The following is a 19,694-nucleotide window of genomic DNA, read 5'->3' as shown; positions in this document are numbered from 1 at the left end:
CGGCGAAGTAATTCCTCGCCCGAATTCCCTGACCCGCCGGCAACTGTCCGCACACTCGAAATGGTAGAGATCCCGGGCGATTTCATGATTCCCGCGAGTTCCCAGCGGTGAGAAAAACCAGACCGGCTCAGCGGTCGGCGACGCGCAGGAACTGGGCGATGGCCAAGGGCCGGTTCGAGAACCCCGGATACGGGTAGATCACCATCGCGGTCGGGCTGTGCCCGCCGCTGTCGTTGAGGGTGCGGACCGTGACCCCGGCGGTGTCGACGGTGCGCAAACTGTCGGCGAGCTCGGTCAGACGCCCGCGATCGTCGGCGTGGAACACGTCGGCGGGCCGATTGAGGTGGTCCCAGCGAATCCACGGCGCCGGATCGGTCAGCCAGTGCGCGATATTGGCGTGCTCGAGTTGCACGATCGCCAAGTGAGTTCCGGCCCGCCGGTGCGCCTCGCGCAGGCCCACCCACTCCAGTCCCGGCCACTGCGCCGGCATCTCGGCCGGGGTCACGTCCTCGATCAGGCACCAGGCGCCGCGGCTGCCGTCGGCGCCGTGCCGACCGCGAATGGACACCCGCCAGCGACCGGGCCCATCGGTCACGGTGGCGTCGAAGCTGATCCGATCCTCGGGGTGCGGGTCGTAGAGCAGGTCGAGCACCTCGGCGTGCCGGTCGAAGGCCGAGATGCGGTGGAACAGTTCGGCGATCGACATCCGCGGCGAGTAGTCGGTCACGGCGATGCCGGGCAGCCGGGTGCTGCCGACCGGGACCGACATGGTCTGCGAGGCCAGATCCCACACGGCCCCGACCGCGGCGGGCGGGTCCGGCGGCCCACCGGCCGCCGGACCCAGCCACAACTGCACGGCGTGCACGTCGGCGGTGGGCCCGAAGACGGGCCGCGCCACGATGCGGTGCGGGCCCGAACGGGTTCCGATGATCCGGTCGATGCTTTCGGCACGCTGGTGCACCGACGACAGCAGTTCGGCGATGGTCGCCGTACTCGTCCCGTCGTACAGCGCCGGCGTCTTCGCCAGCTGACGCTGCAGTACCCGCTGCCAGCCGGCGAAGTCCCGGGCCGCCACGCCGACCGAGACCACCGACATGGTCTGCGGCGCAAGCGTTTCGAAGGTCAGCCAGGGTAGATCCGGCTCCGGGCTCACTGTCACCGGTTCACCTGCATACCGTCACCCACCCGATCTACGTGCCGTCGAACAACGGCTCATCCGGTTGCCCGCATAGCCAGCAGACCGGCACCCGCCAGGACAGACATCTGCCCCAGGGGCGACGGCACCACACGCAGGCCGGTGAGACTGCCCAGCCGGGCGTGCGCCGCGACCGCATCGCCGAGCGGCCGCCACAGTGCGGGACCGGCCTCGGACAGCGGGCCGCCGAGCACCACCAGATCGACGTCCAGCAGGGCGGCGGCCGACGAGATCGCCAGGCCGAGAGCCGTTCCGGCCCGCCGGGCCGCTGCCACCGCAGGCTCGTCACCCGCCGCCGCGGCGGCCGCCAGCTCGATCACCGACTGCCCGCCCCAGCCCTGTTGCCGCGCCCAGCGCACGACCGACCGGCCACCAGCCACCGCCTCCAGACAGCCGCGGCCGCCGCAGTCGCACGGCTCGTCGAATCCCGGAACCAGCAGGTGCCCGATATTGCCGGCGTTGCCGGTGCGGCCGACCATCGCGAAACCGCCGGCGGTGGCACCGCCGGCGATCCGATCCCCCAGCGTCAGCACCAGGGAGTCCATCACCTCGGCCGTGGCCCCGAAGGCCCGTTCCGCGAGCGCGGCGCACACTCCGTCGAGCGCGAGCAGCACCGTGGCGCGCGGGAACAAGCCCTTGGTGGCCGACACGATCTCGAAACCGGTACGCCACCTGGCGATATCGGGCGGGGCAACAACTCCCGCACCCATGTCGATGGGCCCGGCGCAGCCGATGCCCACCGTGGTCACATCGCGACCACCGGCGACCTCCAGCAACAGTTTCCGGCAGTCGTCCCACGGGTCCCGGGCGAGGATCGGGACCCGCCGAATGTCGGAATCGTCGTCGTTGTCTTCGTCGGGCCGTCCGGCGGCGAAGCCGGACGGGCTGATCTCCAGTGCCAGTGCAGTCATGGAAGTCCTACTACCACACCGCTGTTCACGTAAGGATTCATGTTCACGGTCAGAACCCGTCCGTGCCCGTCGGCGCCAGTGGCCTGCCCAGGACGAAATGGCGGCGCGGCGCGGCGGCGACCGGCGCGGCGCAGACCTGCCGCTCGCCGGTGCGGATGATCCGGATGGGCCGCTTGTGGTCGATCGGGGCGACGCGGACCCGGTCGAGGTCCTCGACCACCCGCCCCGCGGCGTCGTAGGCGATCCCCGCCCAGATCATGGCGCGTGGCGCGTCGCTGTCGGCGATGAGTTGCCGTGCCAGCTCGGCACATCCGACCAGCAGCGGACAGGCGGCGCAGGTGGCCACCGCGGTACGCCACGATTCGGGCGTGCCGACGTCGAGATCCCAGTCGTGCGGGGCGTCCGCGCACGGCGGACGCACAGATTTCGCCGAACCCGTTGCGCCGGTTGCGGACTCGGTGGAAGTACTGCCGATGGCAGAAATGCGGGTGATATTCATGGCCGTCTCCGGAAGTGCCAGGACACGCGACTGCCGCGCGCCCACTGTTTCGGGCGGTCGTCAGGGCTGCTCCACAGACCCTGGTAGGCAGCCGATTTCGGCTGCTGAACCGAGCGTAAACCGTCACTCTTCCCAGAGCAAGCACCTTGCCGCTATGTAACGTACCGTTGACCGCGGAGGCATCCTTGATGCATCGTTGTATAACGGCACGTTAAACAACGTGCTGCCCTGGCTTCATCTCATGGAGGACGGTGACGGTGAAAGTGGCGGACGAGTACACGATCGACGAACTGGCCCGCGCCGCAGGCTCCACCGTGCGCAGTGTTCGCGTGTACCACGAACGCGGATTGCTGCCGCCGCCCGACGTGCGCGGGCGCACCGGGTATTACGGCACCGATCACATCGACCGGCTGCAGACGATCCAGCGCCTGCTCAGCCGGGGCATGAAACTCAACGGCATTCGCGAACTGCTCGACGCCTGGGACCGCGGCGACGGGCTGGCCCAGCTGCTGGGCGTCGCCGCCCCGCCCGCCGAGCCGGCCACCGCGCCCGACCCGAATCCGCGCTGCGGCGATCTGGCCGCCCGCCTGGTCGAGCTCGGCGCGGGCGAGGCCGAGGCCCACGCGGTGATCGACGAACTGCGCACCGAGTGCGACGCGCTGGCCCGCCACCACGCGGCCGCGCTGTTCCGCCACCCGGCGCCCGCAGGCGCCGACGTCGATCTGACCCGCGTGATCGCGACCCGCGCGGTCGCCGAACTGGTCGACCGGGCGCTGGCCGAATACGGCGGCACCGCGACCACCGGCACCGAGCGCTGAGCGCTCGGCCCGCACTGCTCCCCCACGACGGTCTCGACCCGGCGACGTAACTCGTCCGGGTTCCGGGGCGGGCATGCACACCTCGTTTCTCGCGTCGACGGTCGATCGGGCGGTCACGGCGAACTCCGTCGGGTCCGAACCCGGTGGAGATGGCCGAAACCCGAGCATCCCGCGCACCGTGTCCGGGCGGGAAGGACCGAACGCGACACAAAGGCGCACGAACACGACAGAACCGCTGGTAACAGGTACTTGCCCGGCGGCGACGCACCCGTGGCACCCGCGCTGACCTGGACGATTGTCCGAATCACGGTTGTGTCACTTCCGCGAAACGGGCTACATTCCGCCGATGAAGCACTAACGTTTCAGACCACTCGGCGACGAGGCCCCCGCGAGAGAGAAGTAGCTCCAGTCATGACCACCCTGCGCAGCGCCTCGATCGGTCCTGCACCGGGCATCCTCGACGCCGCCCCGGCGACGGACGCGGTCACCGCCGCGGTCGCCCCCACCTCACCCCGGCACCACCGCGTCGCCGGCGCCACCCCTGCCGCACCGCACGCCCGCCCGATCTCGACGACCAGGGCACGGTGATCGGCTCCCGCGAAGTCCAGGCGACCCCATCCGATCGCCGAAGATGTCCGATTCGCAAGTAGCACAACAGATCCGGCTGCCGTCTCCGTTCCGGCCGCCGGACCGTTCCACCCAGTAGGAGATCCACCCCCATGCACCTCACCAAGCGTTCCGCCCTCGGCGTCACAGCTCTGGGCGCCATCGCCGCGGGCGCCGCGTCCATCGCCGCCGCCCCCGCCGCCAACGCCTTCGTGCTCAGCACCAGCCTGAGCGCCGGCCCGTACTGCACCGGCCACACCTACCAGGTCAAGGTGAACGTCGACCTGACCTCCGATCTGCTCCCGGTGCTGTTCAAGGACAACGGGGTTCAGCTCGCGAGCCAGGTCCCCGGTGTGTTCGCCACCTCGACCACGTTCAACTGGACCCCGACCACCACCGGATCGCACACCCTGGTGGTCAACCAGGACCTGATCAACACCACCGTCGCGACCGTGACCGTCGGTTCCTGCACCACCACCACGGTGCCGCCGACCACCACGACCACGGTCCCCCCGACCACCACCACGGTCCCGCCCACCACGACCACGGTGCCCCCGACGACCACGACCACCGTGCCGCCGACCACCACCACGACGGTGCCGCCGACGACCACGACCACGGTCCCGCCGACCACCACCACGGATCCGACCACCACGACCACCGTGCCGCCGACCACGACCACGACCACGACGGTTCCGGTCACCACCACGGTTCCGGTCACCACCACCACGGTCACCACTCCGCCGTCCGGCGGCGGCCTGGGCTCGTCCAACGGCGACATCCTCTCCGGTCTGATGAGCGCACTCAGCGCCGGCCACTGATCCGGCCCGACATCGCGAAAGTAGAACCAGCACAATGAAACTCACCAAGCGTTCCGCGCTCGGCGTCACCGTACTGGGCGCCGTCGCCGCGGGTGCCGCGTCCATCGTCACCGCTCCCGCCGCCAACGCCTTCGTGCTCAGCACGAACCTGGCCGCCGGCCCGTACTGCGTCGGCCACACCTACGCGCTCAAGGTCAACGTCGATCTGACCTCCGACCTGCTGCCGGTCAAGTTCACCGACAACGGCGGCAACGCGGTGTCGCAGGTCCCCGGCTTCTTCGCCACGTCCACCACGTTCAACTGGACGCCGGCCACGGTCGGCAACCACACGCTGGTCGTGAACCAGGACCTGATCAACACCACCGTCGGCACCGTCACGGTCGGCTCCTGCACCACCACCACGGTGCCCCCGACCACCACGACCACCGTGCCGCCGACCACCACCACAACGGCGCCGGTCACCACCACCTCGGGCGCCACCACGACCACCGGCACCCCGTCGGACACCGGTTCGGCGAGCGGCATTCTGGGCGGCATCCTCAGCGGCCTGTCCTCGGCGCTGCCCAGCGGATCGGCGCTCGGATGAGGCTCGCGGCCCGAACCGGTCTCGGCCTGACCACATTCGGCGTGCTGGGCGCGGTGGCGGCGCTCACCGCGCCGAGCGCGAGCGCGGTGGTGCTCGGTATCGCGGTGATGCCGAGCAGCTCGAAGAGCTGTGTGAACACCCCGTTCACGGTGCAGGTCGACGTCGACCCGATCACCAGCCTGATCCCGGTCACGCTGAGCGTCGACGGCACCCAGGTCGACCAGAAGACCCCGGGGATCCTGGCGACCTCGGTGACCTTCACCTGGACCCCGGCCACCGCGGGCACCCACACGCTGGTGGGCGCGCAGCTGCTGACCAGCAAGCAGACCACGGTCACGGTCGACCCGTGTACGCCGGTGACCCCGCCCGGCGGTACCGGCTCGGCCACGAGCCTGATCCCGTCCGGATCCGCGTTCTAGTCGGCACGAATTCGACCACGCCGGTGTGGCACCCCGTTGTGTTCCGCGGGGTGCCACACCCGTTTCCGGCCCCGCCGGACAGCCGCGAGATACTCGTGCCGCGACGCACAGGAGGCCGGACCAGATGACCAGCAGTACAGCCGGATCCGCACCGGCCCGGCAGGACCGCCGGGAGGCCATCTGCGATGCCGCGGTGGAACTCGCCGCGGCGGGCGGTAATCGGGCGGTGACCCATCACGGGGTCGACGACCGGCTCGGGATCGCCCGCGGCTCCACCTCGTACTACTACCGCACTCGCCGGGATCTGTTGCAGGCCACGGTGACTCGCCTCGCGGCCCGGTCCCGTGCGGCGCTGGACTCCGCACCGGTGCCGCCGTCGGCCGCGGCGTCCGCGCCGTTGGATGCCGCCGCCGACTTCATCTCCGCCTATCTGGACGAACTGCTCGGCCCCCGCCGCAGCGACGCGCTGGCCCGGTACGCGCTGGCGGCCGACAGCGCCGTGGACGAGACCGTGCGCCCCGCGCTGGCCGGCTGCCTGTTCTCGGTGCCTGCCGCGACCGAGCTGCTGGCCGGGCTGGGTGCCGGCGATCCCGCTCAGGCGGCGCAGGATCTGATCAGTCTGCTGGAGGGCCTGCTCTTCGATCGCCTGCACGGCAATCGCAGCACCCTCGGACTCCGGGCAGGCACCGCCGCCGGTATCGCCGATCTGCGGCCGGTGGTGCATCGCTGGCTCACCACCGCGGTATATCGGGACGCCTGAAAACACGCTCTCAGCATTGAATTCCGGCCATCTCCGGTAATGGCGAACCGCTGGTCGTCCGTTACGGCCGTGCGACACACCTGGTCATTTGCCCAAAACTGCCGCACCACGGTTCACAGCCACTGTTCAACCGATCCGATATTACCGTTTACCACCTATTCGGAATTCGGTCGATACCCCGGACACATTCGGTCACTACGAATAGCCCAGCTGCGGTGCGGAGACGTCGCACCGTGCGATGAGGAGGATTCGTGTCCCGCAAGAACATGCGCTTGGCCGCCGCCGCCGGTGCCGTCGCCGTCGCCGCGACCGCGACCGGTATCGCCGGCGCCGACCCCGGCAACAACAACGGCCAGAAGAACGACAGCGACCACGTACTGCTGATCTCGGTGGACGGCCTGCACCAGTCCGACCTGGCCTGGTACGTCGCCAACAACCCGAAGTCGACGCTGGCCGACCTGGCCGGCAACGGCGCGCAGTACACCCACGCGCACACCACCAACCCGTCGGACTCGTTCCCCGGCATGATCGCGCAGTTCACCGGCGCCACCGCCGGCCGGACCGGCGTCTACTACGACGACACCTGGAACCACAACGTCTTCCCGGCCGGCACCACCGACTGCAGCGGCACCGCACCCGGCGGTGAGGTCTCGATGACCGAGTCCATGGACATCGACCAGAACGCCCTCGACGCGGGCCAGGGCCTGGCCGGCCTGCCCGGCAGCATCCTCCAGATGACCGGCAAGCCCGCCGCGGTACTGAACCCGGCCGCCATGCCGGTCGACCCGGCCACCTGCAAGCCGATCTACCCGAGCCAGGAACTGGCCGTGAACTCGGTCTTCGACGTCCTGCACCAGGCCGGCCGGCTGACCGCGTGGTCCGACAAGCACGCCGCCTACTCGATCCTCGAGGGCCGCAACGGCGACGCGATCGACGACCTGTTCACCCCGGAGATCAACTCCCTCTCGCCCAAGGGTGACGGCTCGGACTGGACCAAGGACGAGAAGTACACCCAGCAGTACGACGGTTACAAGGTCCAGGCCGTACTGAACGAGATCGACGGCAAGGACCACAGCGGCACCAAGCAGGTCGGTGAGCCCGCCGTCTTCGGCATGAACTTCCAGTCGGTGTCGGTCGCGCAGAAGCTGCCCACCTCCGACAGCATGACCGGCGGCTACCAGGCCGACGGCGTGACCCCCGGCCCGCTGCTGAAGGGCGCGTTGGACTCCGTCGACGCCCAGCTGGGCAAGCTGGTCGCCGAGCTGAAGGCCAAGGGCGAGGACAAGAACACCACCATCATCGTGTCGGCCAAGCACGGCCAGTCGCCCACCAAGCCGAGCGACCTGACCCGCATCGACGACGGCCCGATCATCGACGGCCTGAACAAGGCCTGGGCCGCCGCCCACCCCGAGGCCACCGCGCCGCTGGTCGCGTTCAGCGTGGACGACGACGCCATGCTGCTGTGGTTCAACGACCGTTCGCAGGCCGCCGCCGACTTCGCCAAGCAGTGGCTGCTGGCGAACAACGGCACCGGTAACGACATCGCCGGCGCCGCCAAGCCGTACACCAAGTCGGGTCTGACCGAGATCCACGCCGGCGCCGACGCCGCCGCGTACTTCGGTGCGCCGGCCGACGACGGCAAGCACCCCGACCTGGTCGGTGTCGCGCAGGTCGGCACCGTGTTCACCGGCGGCCACGGCAAGATCGCCGAGCACGGTGGCGCCAACCCGGCCGACCGCGACGTCGCGCTGGTCATCGCCGGCCCCGGCGCCAAGAAGGGTGTCTTCAACGACGACGTCCAGACCACCCAGATCGCGCCGACCATCCTGAAGCTGCTGGACGAGAACCCCCAGAAGCTGGACGCCGCCAAGGGCAACGGCGTGAACGTGCTGCCGAACCTGGCGAAGTGATCCCGCGGGCCCACCGGCCCGCCGCACGACCCGGAGGGGCGCTCCGAATCCGGAGCGCCCCTTCGGCATTCGCGATACCGGTCGGAACGCCGACGGCCCGCCGATCGGATCGATCGACGGGCCGTCGGTGTGGACCGAGCGGTCAGTAGGCGCTCAGACCGGTGGCCGGGGTGGTCCCGGTCACAGCCGGCGGCGTCGTGGTGACCGGCGCGGGCGTGGTGGTGACCCCGGTGCTGCCGCTGCCGGCGGCGATCTTCAGGAACGTGTCGGCGAGCAGAGTACTGAGAAAGTCGGCGCTGGAACCCATGAGAACTCCCTGGATAACGATGTTCTGTGTCGGATTCAGTCAATCGGCTCCGCGGCCGACGGTCCAATAGTCGTGGACCCGGCAATGCGACCACGAACACCTCGGGAATTCAGCGACCTGCGCTTATTCCGAAAAGGACGCCGGGTAGCCCGAATCATGGTAACGCCCTTGTCGCTATCATTTCCGTTCGCGATTTCCGGCAGGCGGAAACGGAACTTCTTCAGCATACCGAAAAGGCCACGCAGGGAAATTCGAACCCCACACAACCTGAATTCCGGTTACGAGGTGTTGAATTCCTGTCTACTACCGCGACCGGCTCAGGCCGCGCACTTCGCGTTCGGCGGCGCGGGCGGCGCGGTGTTCACCCCGGCCGCCACATCGACCAGGTAGTCGTGGTCGCTGCCCAGCGGCTCACTGCCGAGCAGCAACCGCTGGACCACACAACCGGATTCGAAGAACACCGGATTGATGCCGTGGTCGCCGGGCACCACGTTGCCCGCCAGATCACGGCCGCTGACCACGGTGTACATCGACACCGGATGCCCCGACAGCGTGAGCGAGGCGCGCATCTCCAGCGACTGGGTGTAGGGCACGATCGGATCGGCGGTGCCGTGCAACAGGATCGCGCGCCGCACGTCCATGCGATCGGTCATGAGCACCGGTGACCGGTCCAGATACGACCGCAGACAGGTGAGCGGGGTGCAGTTTCCCGCGTCCCGTTCGATCTCCGGCCGCAATCTCGGTCCGCCGAGCCCGGATTCGAGCCAGGCGGTGACGTCGCCGGCGTGCCCGAAGGTGTCGACCCAGTAGTCGTAGGTGCCGGGCGGGGCGTACGCGGCGGCCAGCCCGCTGGTCACACCGCCCTGACTCCAGCCCCACAGCACGGTCGGCCCGATGCCGGGATGCTCGCCGCGATACCACTGGGTGGCCGCGACGGTGTCGCGCCAGCCCGCCCACACGTTCCACTCCCCGGTCCTCCAGGTTCCGGTGTCGGACCGCTGATCCATGGTGACCAGGGCGGCACCGGTCTGCCGGACGATCGAGGTGAGGTACTCGGGGAAGTCGCTCGCGCTGCCGTCGTGACCGTGCACGGCGACGATGAGCCCCCGCACGTCACCCTCGGGCTCGTACACCCGGCCGGTGGCGGTCTCGCCGTCCACGGTCAACGTCACCGGGCGCACCACCACGCCGTCGGGCGGTGCGCTCGAAACCGCCGGTGCCGCAACCACTGTCGCCGCGAGCACGCTCGCGACCGCACCGACCACCCGTAAACGCCACCGGCCACCCATGTCGCGCATCCTCGCACGCACGGGCAGCCGGTGGCGGTCGACCGGCCGCAGCGGTACCCGTCAGACGGACGCCTTCTCCTTCTTGCCCTTCGACTTCTTCCCCTCGACGAGCGGATGTTCGGCCTCGAGCACCAGGCCGTCGCTGTCGGCGTCGACATGCACGGTGTCGCCCGGGCTCAGCGCGCCGTCGAGCAGCTGCCGCGACAGCTTGTTGTCCAGCTCCCGCTGCACGGTCCGGCGCAGCGGCCGGGCCCCGAACTCGGGCTGGTAGCCATGGTCGGCCAGCCAGTCCATCGCGGAGTCGGTGACGTCGAAACCGATGTCCTGGGCCCGCAATTGGCGTCGGGTCGCGTCGAGCACCAGATCCACGATGGATCGCAGCTCCTGCTTGTCCAGCTTGTGGAACACGATGGTCTCGTCGATCCGGTTGAGGAACTCCGGCCGGAAGTGCGCGCGCAGCCGTTCCATCAGCTTCGGGGTCAGCTCCTCGACGGTCTCGCCGGCCGGCGCCGCCATGATCAGATCGGAGCCGATATTGCTGGTGAGGATCACGATGGTGTTCTTGAAGTCGACGGTGCGGCCCTTGGCGTCGGTGACCCGGCCGTCGTCGAGCAGTTGCAGCAGGACGTTGAACACGTCCGGGTGCGCCTTCTCGATCTCGTCGAACAGGATCACCGAATACGGTTGCCGCCGAACCTTGTCCGTGAGCTGCGCCGCGTCGTCGTAGCCGATGTATCCGGGCGGCGCACCGACCAGTCGCGAGACGGTGTGCTTTTCCTGGAATTCGCTCATGTCGAACCGGATCAGCCGGTCCTCGTCGCCGAACACGGCCTCCGCCAACGCTTTCGCGAGTTCGGTCTTGCCGACGCCGGTCGGGCCGAGGAACAGGAACGAGCCGATCGGCCGGCTGGGGTCCTTCATCCCGGCACGCGCCCGGCGCACCGCCTCGGCCACCGCGACGATGGCGTCCTCCTGGCCGATGACCCGCTTGTGCAGTACCTCTTCGAGTTTCAGCAGCCGCTGCTTCTCCTCCTGGGTGAGGTCGGCGACCGGGATGCCGGTGCGGCGCGACACCACCTCGGCCACATCGGTGACCGTTACGTGGGGCACCTGCTCGGCCTTCTCCTGCTCGGTGTCGCGTTCGGCCGCGGCGATCTCGGCCTTCATGGCGTTGGCCTTCTGGTAGTCCTCGGCGGCGACGGCCGCGTCCTTCTCCCGGCGCAGCCGGGCCAGCCGCTCCTCGGCCTCGCGGGTTCCCGAATCCGGTGTGCGGGTGCGCAATCGGACCCGAGCGCCGGCCTGGTCGACCAGGTCGATCGCCTTGTCCGGCATGAAGCGGTCGGTGATGTAGCGGTCCGACAGCTCGGCCGCGGCGACGAGCGCGTCGTCGTCGTAGCGGATCTGGTGGTGTTCCTCGTAGACGTCGGTCAGGCCGCGCAGGATCTCGATGGTGTCGGCCACCGACGGCTCCGACACCAGCACCGGCTGGAACCGGCGCTCGAGGGCGGCGTCCTTCTCGATGTAGCGGCGGTACTCGTCCATGGTGGTGGCGCCGATGGCGTGCAGTTCACCGCGGGCGAGCGCCGGTTTGAGCAGGTTGCCGGCGTCCATCGAGCCCTCCCCGCCGCTGCCGGCGCCGATGATGGTGTGCAGTTCGTCGATGAACAGCACCAGTTCGTCGGAGTGTGCGCGCACCTCGTCGAGGATCTTGGTCAGCCGTTCCTCGAACTCGCCGCGATACTTGCTGCCCGCCACCAGCGAACCCACGTCCAGGGCGATGACCCGGCGGTCGGCCAGTGTGGACGGCACGTCGCCGTTGACGATGCGCTGGGCCAGCCCCTCCACGATGGCGGTCTTGCCGACACCCGGGTCGCCGACCAGCACCGGGTTGTTCTTGCGGCGGCGGGACAGGATCTCGACGGTCTGCTCGATCTCCTCGGCCCGTCCGACCACCGGGTCGACCTTGCCGGCCCGCGCCTCGGCGGTGAGGTCGCGCCCGTACTCGTCCAGGGTCGGGGTGTCGGACTGTTGTTTGGCCTGGCCACCGGCGGTCGCGGGCATCTGCGCGCCGGCGAGTGCGTGCGCGACCGCGGGATTCGGGCTGGACGCGATGCCGACCAGGATGTGTTCGGGTCCGATGTAGCTGCTGCCGGCCTCGGCGGCGCTGCGCTGCGCGGTCCGCAACGCGGTCTTGGTGGCCGGGCTCATTTCGATGGCGTGCGCGGCCTGGTGTTTGTGGTCGCCGTGGGCCGCCTCGTGCATCTGTTCGGCGACCTCGTCGGGGTCGCGGCCGATCTCGCTGATGATGGACCGGGACGGCTCGATCTCGGCCGCGGCGTACAGCAGATGTTCGGGCGTGATCTCCGGACTGCCCCAGTCGTGGGCGGCCTCGCGCGCGGTCGCCACCAGCTGCCGCGCGTTGTCACTGAGTAATCGGCCGAGGTCGGTCCGCTGGACCGGCGGCCGCGAACTCATGCCGGAACCGAAGAACCGTTCCAGGATGTCGTCGAAGGAACTGCCGATCGAACCGGGCCACTCGGTCATCCGGACACCTCATCTGATCAGCGCCGGTACTGCCGGCGCGCCGACGAAACCTCTCGCGACGCTACTCCCGAATCCGGACGAACCGACCGGGTGGTTCGTGTGCTGTATCCGGATTGTCACCTTGACCCCCGCGCCGCCACCCTCCCTTGTCGACGAGCCCACGCTTCGGTCAGAATGGTTGTTCTGCACGCATTGTCCGACTTGGCGTAGGACGCTCGGAGGGGACGGTCATGTCGTCGGTTCCACCGTTTCCACCCGAGCCGGGTGACGGGTCTCAGCCGTATCCACCGCAGCAGCCCTATCCTGGGCAGTCGCCGTACGGCGGGCCGCCGCAGTACCCCGGTCAGCAGCAGTATCCGACCGGGCAACAGCCGCAATATCGGGACGCACAGCAGTATCCGACCGGGCAACAGCCGTACGTCACCGGGCAGCAGCCGTACGTCACCGGGCAACAGCCCTATGCCACCGGGCAGCAGCCCTATGCCACCGGGCAGCAGTACCAGGTCCCGCCGAGCTATCCGCCGGCGCGGCCGCCGGCCTTCTCCCAGCCGGGCTACCCGCGGCCTCCGCGCAACAACGCCGTCTGGCTCACCGCCGTGATCGGCGCCGTGGTGGTGGCCGCGGCGGCGATCGGTGTCCTGGTCGTGGTGACCGGCCATCGTTCGACGGGCGCTGCCGCGCAGACCACCACCGCGAGTGCCGCCGGCACCTCGACCACGAGCGCCGCCGGCGCGCCGAGCGACACCACCGACTTCGACCGGTTCGCCGTCGAATCCCTCAATATCGGTGACTGTTTCACCATCGACGGCAGCGGCACGGTGAAGACCGCCGCGTGCACCGCCGAGCACACCGACCAGATCTTCGCCATCCTCACCTCGCGGGCCGACACCGCCGACGGTGTGGTCGGCGACGCCAAGAGCCAGTGCAACGACGCGGTGAACCAGAGCCGGGTCGACATGGAAGCGGTCCCGGGCGACGCCAATGTCGCCTACTTCTTCCCGCGGGCCGGCGCTTTCGCCAGCGGTGACCGCCGCATCGAGTGCGTCGTCGAGGCACCGACCGGCGTCACCTACAACAGCTCCTACGTGCGCTGAGCCGCCCGGCCCGCGTCGATCCACCGCCCCCCCGGAGTCCAACTGACTCCGCAGTAAGATATGGTTGGGAAGATCGACAAGGGCCGTCCCCGGCCCACCCCCGAAGGGAGTTCCGGCCGTGGACGATCAGCTCCGGTCCCTGACCGCCGAACTCGGCGGCACCCCGCCGCCGGCGTTCGCCACCCTGCCGCCGGAAGCGGTCGCCCTGCTGGCCGCCCGAGTGCGGGCCGCCCGCTCCCGTCAGTCCGAACTGCTGGACCAGGCATTCGACCAGACACTGTCGGCGATGCCGCTGCCGCTGCGCGGCGTGGTGAAGAAAGTGCTGTTCTCGTGAGTGAAACCCGTTACGTCACACGCGAACTCGACCGCCTGAGCAAGATCCTCGGGGTCGGGGCCGCCGAACTCGCCGACCTCGCCACCCTGCCGCACGCCGACCTACGCGCCTTCCGGGTGCAGCTGGTCGCCCACCTGCGCGCCGCCGAGCAGCACCGCTTCCAGCGACTGGCCAAGCTGGCGTCCAAGCTCCCGGCGAAGCTGGTCGCGCAGCTGACCGAGCGGCTGGTGCCGCCGTCGCTGGCCGCCCGCGTGGTCGAGGCGGTCGACCCGGCGTTCGCCGTCGCCATGGCCGACAAGCTGCCGGTCGGCTACATCAGCGCCATCGCGCGCAACTCCGACCCCAGCGCCCTCGGCCCGATCCTGCGGGCCATGCCCGCGCGCGTGGTCAAGGACGTCACCCTGGACCTGCTCGGCCGCGACGCCCTGGCCACGGCGGGCGAATTCGCACCGCACCTGCCGCCGCAGGCCGTCACCCAGCTCGCCGACGCTCTCGACGGCGCGGCACTGTTGCGCTTGGCGCTCGAGATCGATCCGCCGAAGGCCACGAGCACGCTCATCGCCCGGCTCAACGATCCGGTGCTGGACAAGGTGACCCGGTCCGTCGCGTCGGGCGGACAGTGGGAGGCGGTCTCGGATCTGTCGGCGCAGATCGACGACACCCAGCTGCGGCGAATGGCGGCCCGGGTGGCGGCCGCACCGGCGCCGGTCCGCGACGCGTATGCGGCGGCCGTGGCCGACGGGCGGTTGACCGGGCCGTTGGCCGCGATCGTGGGTCTCCCCGCAGCGGGATGACGGAGGCACGGAAGATATTCGGGCACAGCGATATTCGGTAACCGTCACCAGTTCATGACGTTTCGGAAGATCCGCTCGTACCCGGCGACCATCCGATCCACTCCGAACGTCTCGGCGACATGCGCCCGGCAAGCCGATGGATCGTAGGTGAGCACCTCTCGGATCGCTTCCGGGATCTCGTCCGCGCTGTGCACGATCCGGCCGGTCACGCCGTCGATCACCAGCTCGGGCAGCGCGCCCTTGTCCGAGACGACCACCGGCGTGCCGCAGGCCATGGCTTCGATGACGGTCAGCCCGAACGGCTCCTCCCATTCGGGGTCCTCGATGCCGGCCGGAAACACGGCACAGCCGGCCCGGGCCAGCAGCTCCTGCTTGGCGGCGGTGCCGAGCGTGTCGAGAACCCGATCTTGCGGCCCGACAAGGGGATACACCTCGTCTGTGCGATACCGGATCTCACCGGGCTCGGTACATTTTCCGGCCAGTATCGCCGGCAGGCCCGCAGCGTGCGCGGCGCGAAGGACGGTCGCCGGCCCCTTCCCGGCGCTGTACCGGCCGAGCCATGCCACATACCGCTCCTTCTCGGTCCGGAACGGCCAGTCCTCGACCCGCAATCCGTTGTAGACCCGGCCGGCCCAGTCGAGATCCGGATTCAGTGCCCGCTGGCGGTCACTGATGGCCACCAGGTGCAAGTCGGCTCCGAGATCCCGGTAGTAGTTGCTGCGGTGCGGGTCGACCAAGTTGTGCACGGTCACGAACGTCGGTATCCCCAGCTCTCGGGCGAAGAAGCGCGCATTGAGCGGTCCGGACATGGTGTGGTCGTGGACCAGGTCGAATCTTCGACCGGCTGCGACCAGCCGTTCGACCGCCCGCCGTACCTTTGCGGCGTGCTGCAGCTCGGGGTCGGCCTCGCCGAGTCGTGACCACTGCGTTTCCGCCCACAGGGATCGGAATTCGGCTCGGGTGCCATCCCGACCGGCACCCAGCATGAGTACCTCGTGCCCGTCGCCGACGAACCCGTTCGCCAAGCCCTCTGCCACCGATTCGATCCCGCCGTAGTCGATCGCCGGGACATCGTAGTAAGGCGGAACGACCTGAAGCATGCGTTTGCTGCGCTGCGGCGGCGGCCCCGGTTTCACCGTTCCCGGGCCGAGACCCAGTGGTCGTCGAACCTTGCCGTCCGGAGACGGCAGATCGTCGATCCGGCGGGCTGCGGGGTCGGGGAATCGGCCGCCAGGAGTCCGGGCGAAAAAGACAGCAGGATCGCGGGCCATGCGCTCCATTCGACGGTCACGAATGAACTCTCGCGGATCGAGGCCGTCCAGCAAGGTCCGACCGGGCTCGAGGCCCGCGAGGGGAAGTGGGTCGGTTCGCGGCGCGGACAGCACCGCACTGTTCGGGGCAGGCTCCCGAAGAGCGGGTGCGCCCGGTGCGGGGTCGGGGGGCGACGGTTCGGCGGGCGCGGGACTCGCTTCCTCGGGCACGCTGGGATACCGCTTGGCGAGCCGGTAGGTCAGTAGCGCGTTGGCCACCAGGACCCCGAGCGCCGGTCCGGCGATATCGTCACGTCCCAGGCCGAGCAACAGTCCGCCGGCCGTACTCCCGGCCATGGCACCGCCCGAGGCCAACAGCGCGGAGATCGCCCCGACCCGCCCGCGGACCGTAGTGGGTACCGCCTGGGTGACCTCGAAGTTCTGGCGCACGTTCAACGCGAAGTTCGCGGCGCCCTGGACGGCGAAGGTCGACGCCAACACCACCGGGTCGGAGGTGAACAGCAGCTCCGCGGCCAACGCTGCCCACAGACTCATCGACAGCGGATACACGCGACGTAGATCGAGCCGGTCCAGCCACCGCTTCTGCGTCACCCATGCGGTAGCCGAGCCGATGCCGTTGGCGCTGAGCAACATTCCCTGCTCGACCCCGGACAGGCCGGCGTGGGTGACGACATCGATCAGCCCGAGCCGGACCAACGCACTCCCGACCGACCAGGGCAGAATGCCGAGTGTGGCCCGGAATAGGTAGGGGTCCGCGCGCAGCGCGGCCAGCGCCTCCCGGTACGGAGTGGCAGCCTGCCCGCCTCGCGGTGCCGCCGTCGCCGGCGACCGGCCCAGCAGACGCCAGTAGGCCAGGTAGCTGGCACCGTTCATCAGATACGGAGTCGCATCGAGCAGGTTACCCAGCATCGGAGCCAGCGAGCCGCCTACCAGGCCGGGAATCATATTCGCGCCCACGAGCAGACTGTTCGCCTGTTTCTCCTCGCCCGGTGCCGTCACCGACCGCAGATACTGTCCGCCGCTCGACGCCAGGATCCGATCGACGACCGCCTGCCCCAATTGCGCGCCGATCAGATAGCCCATCGCGCCCGGCGCGTTGGCGGCGATCAAGCCGCCGACCGTCCCGGACAACACGACCCCGCCCGCGGAACTCGCCAGCATCACGCGATAGGGATCGAACCGGTCGGTGAGCCACCCGGCGGCGGGCACGGTGGCCAGTTCGATCAGTTTCCCACCCGCGATCGCCCAGGCCATCGCCTGCGGCGAGCCGGTGTCGTGGAACAACAGGAGCGGATCCCAGGTCGACTGCATCTGGCCGAACCCGGTGGATACGGCTATGGAGGTCGCGATGCGGCGGACGTGAGCGGATTCCGGTGAGCGGGACCCGGTCTGTGGTGGTGGCTCAGTCGGCGTGGGTGCCGTCGGGCTCTTGCGGGAGCCACGGGCCCACCATGGTTTACGGGTGGACTGCGCCGGAGGTGCCTGTGGTGCGACAGGTTCGGATGGCGAGGGCGGCGCCGGCACGACCGCCCATCCGGCCGTGGTCTCTCCGTTCGGACCGATTACCTTCGGCACCACCGTGATTCGCGGCGGCACGGGAATATCGCCGGGCACCGGGCCGCTCTGTGGCAGCCTCGCTGGGTCGGGCGACGGCAAGAGACCGGGGGCCGGCACGGCAGCGGGACCCGGCGCGCCGGTCCGCGGCCGGCTCGGTTTCGCGCCCCGTCGCCGCCAACGGCCCGGTAGGCCACCGGCTTCGGCCCGCACCATGCCACCGGGCGATTCGATGACGGGTGGGCTCGGGGCCGTCTCGGTGACCGGCAGCCCCGCAGTGACCGACGCCGGACCGGCATCCGGCGGCCGGCCGGCCACTGCGGTATCGAGCGACGGCGAGTCGGTGCCGGCCACCACTCGCGCACGCACAAGCTCCTGGCCACCTGCGGCATCGGGCGGCGACGAATCAAGCGCCGGCTCTTGGTGCGCCGGAAATCGATAGTCCGGCAACCGCATCGGATCAGCGGGAAGGTGCGTCGCCGGTGCCGCCGGAGGCCGGGTAGTGACCGGCAAGTCCGTGACGTCCGAGCCTGAGGCTCGTTCGGAATCGGATCCGGTTGCCGTCCAGGGGTTCTCGGCGGACGGCACGGACGGCCGCCAGCGGATCGGCAGATCCCGTGCCGGCGGATTCGTCGCCGGCAGATGATCGACCACGCGCCGACCCGGGGCTGTCGGCACCGGGTCCGCGGCCGGCCCGGGCAGCACGATTTGATCCCCGCCCGGCTGCACGACCCGAGCCCCGTCACGCGGCCACCCGACGTTCGGCCCGGTGCCCCGCACCACCTGCGCGGGAGCGGGCGGCCGGATCGTATCCGGTTGGGGCGGTGTGAATTCCGGTGGCAGCTGGGGAGCGGTGGGTACCGAATCACCGACGGTGCTGGTCCGAACCGGCACATCGGGACCCGCCGCCAGTCCATGGACCGGGGCCGGAGTGCTGCCGGTTGCGCCTGCGCCACCCGCCCACAGCGCCACGGCAGCGGGGACCGCAAGACCGACGATGCCAGCGCGAGTCCCCGTGTCGCTGCTACCCGACGGTGGCTCGGGATTCGTTGGCACATCGACGGTTTCGGGCACGACCGATCCGGTCGAGCCCGAAACCGGCTCCGGGAGTTCGGCTCCGGAGGCAGGCGGCCGGCCGGGAGCGAGCTCCGGCTCCGCGGCCGGTCGCGCACCGAGCAGGCCGGCAGTGTCACGCTCGGCGAGACCGGTTGGAGCGGACCAGGTTCGAATGCCCAGCCCACGCAGTGCCGCCCACGCCTGGTGGTCCGCCGAGCGGCCGAGCGAGGTGACCCCGGTCTGCCAGGTGGCACTGTCGATCGTGTGCCAGTGCGGCGCTTGTGACCGCAATTGCCCTGCTACCGAATCGACTTCGAAGCTGCACCGTTCACCGACCGTCGCCGAGGATCGGACCAGACCCTCGGCCAGTGCGACCATGGTCTCGCTCAGCTCCCCGGCCGGTCCCGGCACGACTCAGCCCACGGGATCCAGTGCCGCCCGGACCGCATCCGAACGGCCCCCGCGCGACTCGCCGATCACCTCGCCACCTCCCGGCCTCCTGGCGTCCGCTGCTGCCATGCCCCATTGTGCAACCCGCCACACCTGCCGACTTCCCAGCCGTGGCCGCACTGCTCTCTTCCCCCCGATCGACAGCGCGATCCCCCGTCGGGCAGGATGGATGGGCACATTCCAGCGGGAGGAGCGTAGTCACATGCTGCGGTTGATCATCGGCATGGCGGCCGGGTACGTACTCGGCACCAAGGCCGGCCGGGCCCGGTACGAGCAGATCAGCAAGACCACCCGCGCCATCGCCGGCAGCCCGGTCACCCGCAAGCTGGTCCAGGCCGGCCGGCAGAAACTCTCCGACTCGCTGAACACCCGGCCCCAGCTGGAACCGATGAAGCCCATCGACGAGCGCACCACGGTCTTCATCCCGCACGACCAGCTGCGCCGCTGAGCGCGGCGCCAGAGCTCCGGCTCGGCCT

18 protein-coding genes are annotated in these 19,694 nt (G+C 69.8%); 11 read left to right on the top strand and 7 right to left on the bottom strand.

Going from position 1 to position 19,694, the window contains the following annotated elements:
* Positions 1–127 precede the first annotated feature (127 nt).
* The 3 genes from EBN03_RS13725 to EBN03_RS13715 are packed head-to-tail and all read right to left on the bottom strand — an operon-like array spanning position 128 to position 2,605.
* Entirely contained in the window at positions 128–1,159 is a 1,032-nt protein-coding gene (locus tag EBN03_RS13725; RefSeq protein WP_147471575.1) for a GAF domain-containing protein, read from the bottom strand.
* 53 nt (positions 1,160–1,212) lie between these two features.
* The gene (locus EBN03_RS13720; RefSeq protein WP_122188344.1) at positions 1,213–2,106 is read right to left on the bottom strand and encodes an ROK family protein; all 894 of its coding nucleotides are present in this window, start codon (positions 2,104–2,106) and stop codon (positions 1,213–1,215) included.
* A 49-nt stretch (positions 2,107–2,155) separates the two neighbouring features.
* Positions 2,156–2,605: a hypothetical protein gene (locus tag EBN03_RS13715; RefSeq protein ID WP_122188343.1), complete on the bottom strand. Its 450-nt coding sequence runs from the start codon at positions 2,603–2,605 to the stop codon at positions 2,156–2,158.
* A gap of 251 nt (positions 2,606–2,856) precedes the next feature.
* Between EBN03_RS13715 and EBN03_RS13710 the strand changes: the two genes are divergently transcribed.
* From EBN03_RS13710 to EBN03_RS13685, 7 genes are all read left to right on the top strand, one after another.
* Entirely contained in the window at positions 2,857–3,423 is a 567-nt protein-coding gene (locus EBN03_RS13710; protein WP_233608358.1) for a MerR family transcriptional regulator, read from the top strand.
* Positions 3,424–3,834: 411 nt separating this feature from the next.
* Positions 3,835–4,011 carry a hypothetical protein gene (locus tag EBN03_RS34110; RefSeq protein ID WP_158675617.1) on the top strand — a complete coding sequence of 59 codons (177 nt, stop codon included), beginning with the start codon at positions 3,835–3,837 and terminating at the stop codon, positions 4,009–4,011.
* Between the two features lie 131 nt (positions 4,012–4,142).
* Positions 4,143–4,850 (top strand): hypothetical protein, encoded by a 708-nt coding sequence (locus tag EBN03_RS34545; RefSeq protein ID WP_199742758.1) that lies wholly within the window; start codon positions 4,143–4,145, stop codon positions 4,848–4,850.
* Between the two features lie 34 nt (positions 4,851–4,884).
* A complete protein-coding gene (locus EBN03_RS13700) occupies positions 4,885–5,436 on the top strand; it encodes a hypothetical protein (protein ID WP_122188341.1) in 552 nt (183 codons plus the stop codon).
* A complete protein-coding gene (locus EBN03_RS13695; protein WP_122188340.1) occupies positions 5,433–5,855 on the top strand; it encodes a hypothetical protein in 423 nt (140 codons plus the stop codon). Before EBN03_RS13700 ends, EBN03_RS13695 begins: the two co-directional genes overlap by 4 nt.
* 124 nt (positions 5,856–5,979) lie before the next feature.
* Positions 5,980–6,615, top strand: a complete 636-nt coding sequence (locus EBN03_RS13690) for a TetR/AcrR family transcriptional regulator (RefSeq protein ID WP_122188339.1) — start codon at positions 5,980–5,982, stop codon at positions 6,613–6,615.
* Between the two features lie 251 nt (positions 6,616–6,866).
* Positions 6,867–8,525: an alkaline phosphatase family protein gene (locus tag EBN03_RS13685; RefSeq protein WP_199742757.1), complete on the top strand. Its 1,659-nt coding sequence runs from the start codon at positions 6,867–6,869 to the stop codon at positions 8,523–8,525.
* Between the two features lie 142 nt (positions 8,526–8,667).
* On the opposite strand, the gene EBN03_RS34105 is transcribed toward EBN03_RS13685, so the two are convergent.
* The 3 genes from EBN03_RS34105 to EBN03_RS13675 all read right to left on the bottom strand — a co-directional run bounded on the left by EBN03_RS34105 (position 8,668) and on the right by EBN03_RS13675 (position 12,665).
* Positions 8,668–8,832 (bottom strand): hypothetical protein, encoded by a 165-nt coding sequence (locus EBN03_RS34105; protein WP_158675616.1) that lies wholly within the window; start codon positions 8,830–8,832, stop codon positions 8,668–8,670.
* A gap of 317 nt (positions 8,833–9,149) precedes the next feature.
* Positions 9,150–10,121, bottom strand: coding sequence for an alpha/beta hydrolase family protein (locus EBN03_RS13680; protein WP_122188426.1), 972 nt, complete (start codon positions 10,119–10,121; stop codon positions 9,150–9,152).
* A 60-nt stretch (positions 10,122–10,181) separates the two neighbouring features.
* Positions 10,182–12,665, bottom strand: coding sequence for an ATP-dependent Clp protease ATP-binding subunit (locus EBN03_RS13675; RefSeq protein ID WP_122188338.1), 2,484 nt, complete (start codon positions 12,663–12,665; stop codon positions 10,182–10,184).
* Between the two features lie 230 nt (positions 12,666–12,895).
* Here EBN03_RS13675 and EBN03_RS13670 point away from each other — a divergent pair, with 230 nt between their 5' ends.
* The 3 genes from EBN03_RS13670 (at position 12,896) to EBN03_RS13660 (ending at position 14,887) form a co-directional block, all read left to right on the top strand.
* Positions 12,896–13,759: a hypothetical protein gene (locus EBN03_RS13670; RefSeq protein WP_122188337.1), complete on the top strand. Its 864-nt coding sequence runs from the start codon at positions 12,896–12,898 to the stop codon at positions 13,757–13,759.
* A 118-nt stretch (positions 13,760–13,877) separates the two neighbouring features.
* The gene (locus tag EBN03_RS13665; RefSeq protein ID WP_122188336.1) at positions 13,878–14,093 is read left to right on the top strand and encodes a hypothetical protein; all 216 of its coding nucleotides are present in this window, start codon (positions 13,878–13,880) and stop codon (positions 14,091–14,093) included.
* On the top strand, positions 14,090–14,887 hold the full coding sequence (locus EBN03_RS13660; RefSeq protein ID WP_122188335.1) for a hypothetical protein: 798 nt from the start codon (positions 14,090–14,092) through the stop codon (positions 14,885–14,887). Before EBN03_RS13665 ends, EBN03_RS13660 begins: the two co-directional genes overlap by 4 nt.
* A gap of 44 nt (positions 14,888–14,931) precedes the next feature.
* Here EBN03_RS13660 and EBN03_RS13655 read toward each other — a convergent pair whose 3' ends face one another.
* A complete protein-coding gene (locus tag EBN03_RS13655) occupies positions 14,932–17,469 on the bottom strand; it encodes an MFS transporter (RefSeq protein WP_158675615.1) in 2,538 nt (845 codons plus the stop codon).
* Between the two features lie 1,951 nt (positions 17,470–19,420).
* Between EBN03_RS13655 and EBN03_RS13650 the strand changes: the two genes are divergently transcribed.
* The gene (locus EBN03_RS13650; protein WP_122188425.1) at positions 19,421–19,666 is read left to right on the top strand and encodes a hypothetical protein; all 246 of its coding nucleotides are present in this window, start codon (positions 19,421–19,423) and stop codon (positions 19,664–19,666) included.
* Positions 19,667–19,694: the final 28 nt, after the last annotated feature.

It is taken from the genome of Nocardia stercoris (assembly GCF_003696265.1).
GTDB lineage: Bacteria > Actinomycetota > Actinomycetes > Mycobacteriales > Mycobacteriaceae > Nocardia > Nocardia stercoris.
This window is presented reverse-complemented; position numbering and strand designations above follow the sequence as displayed.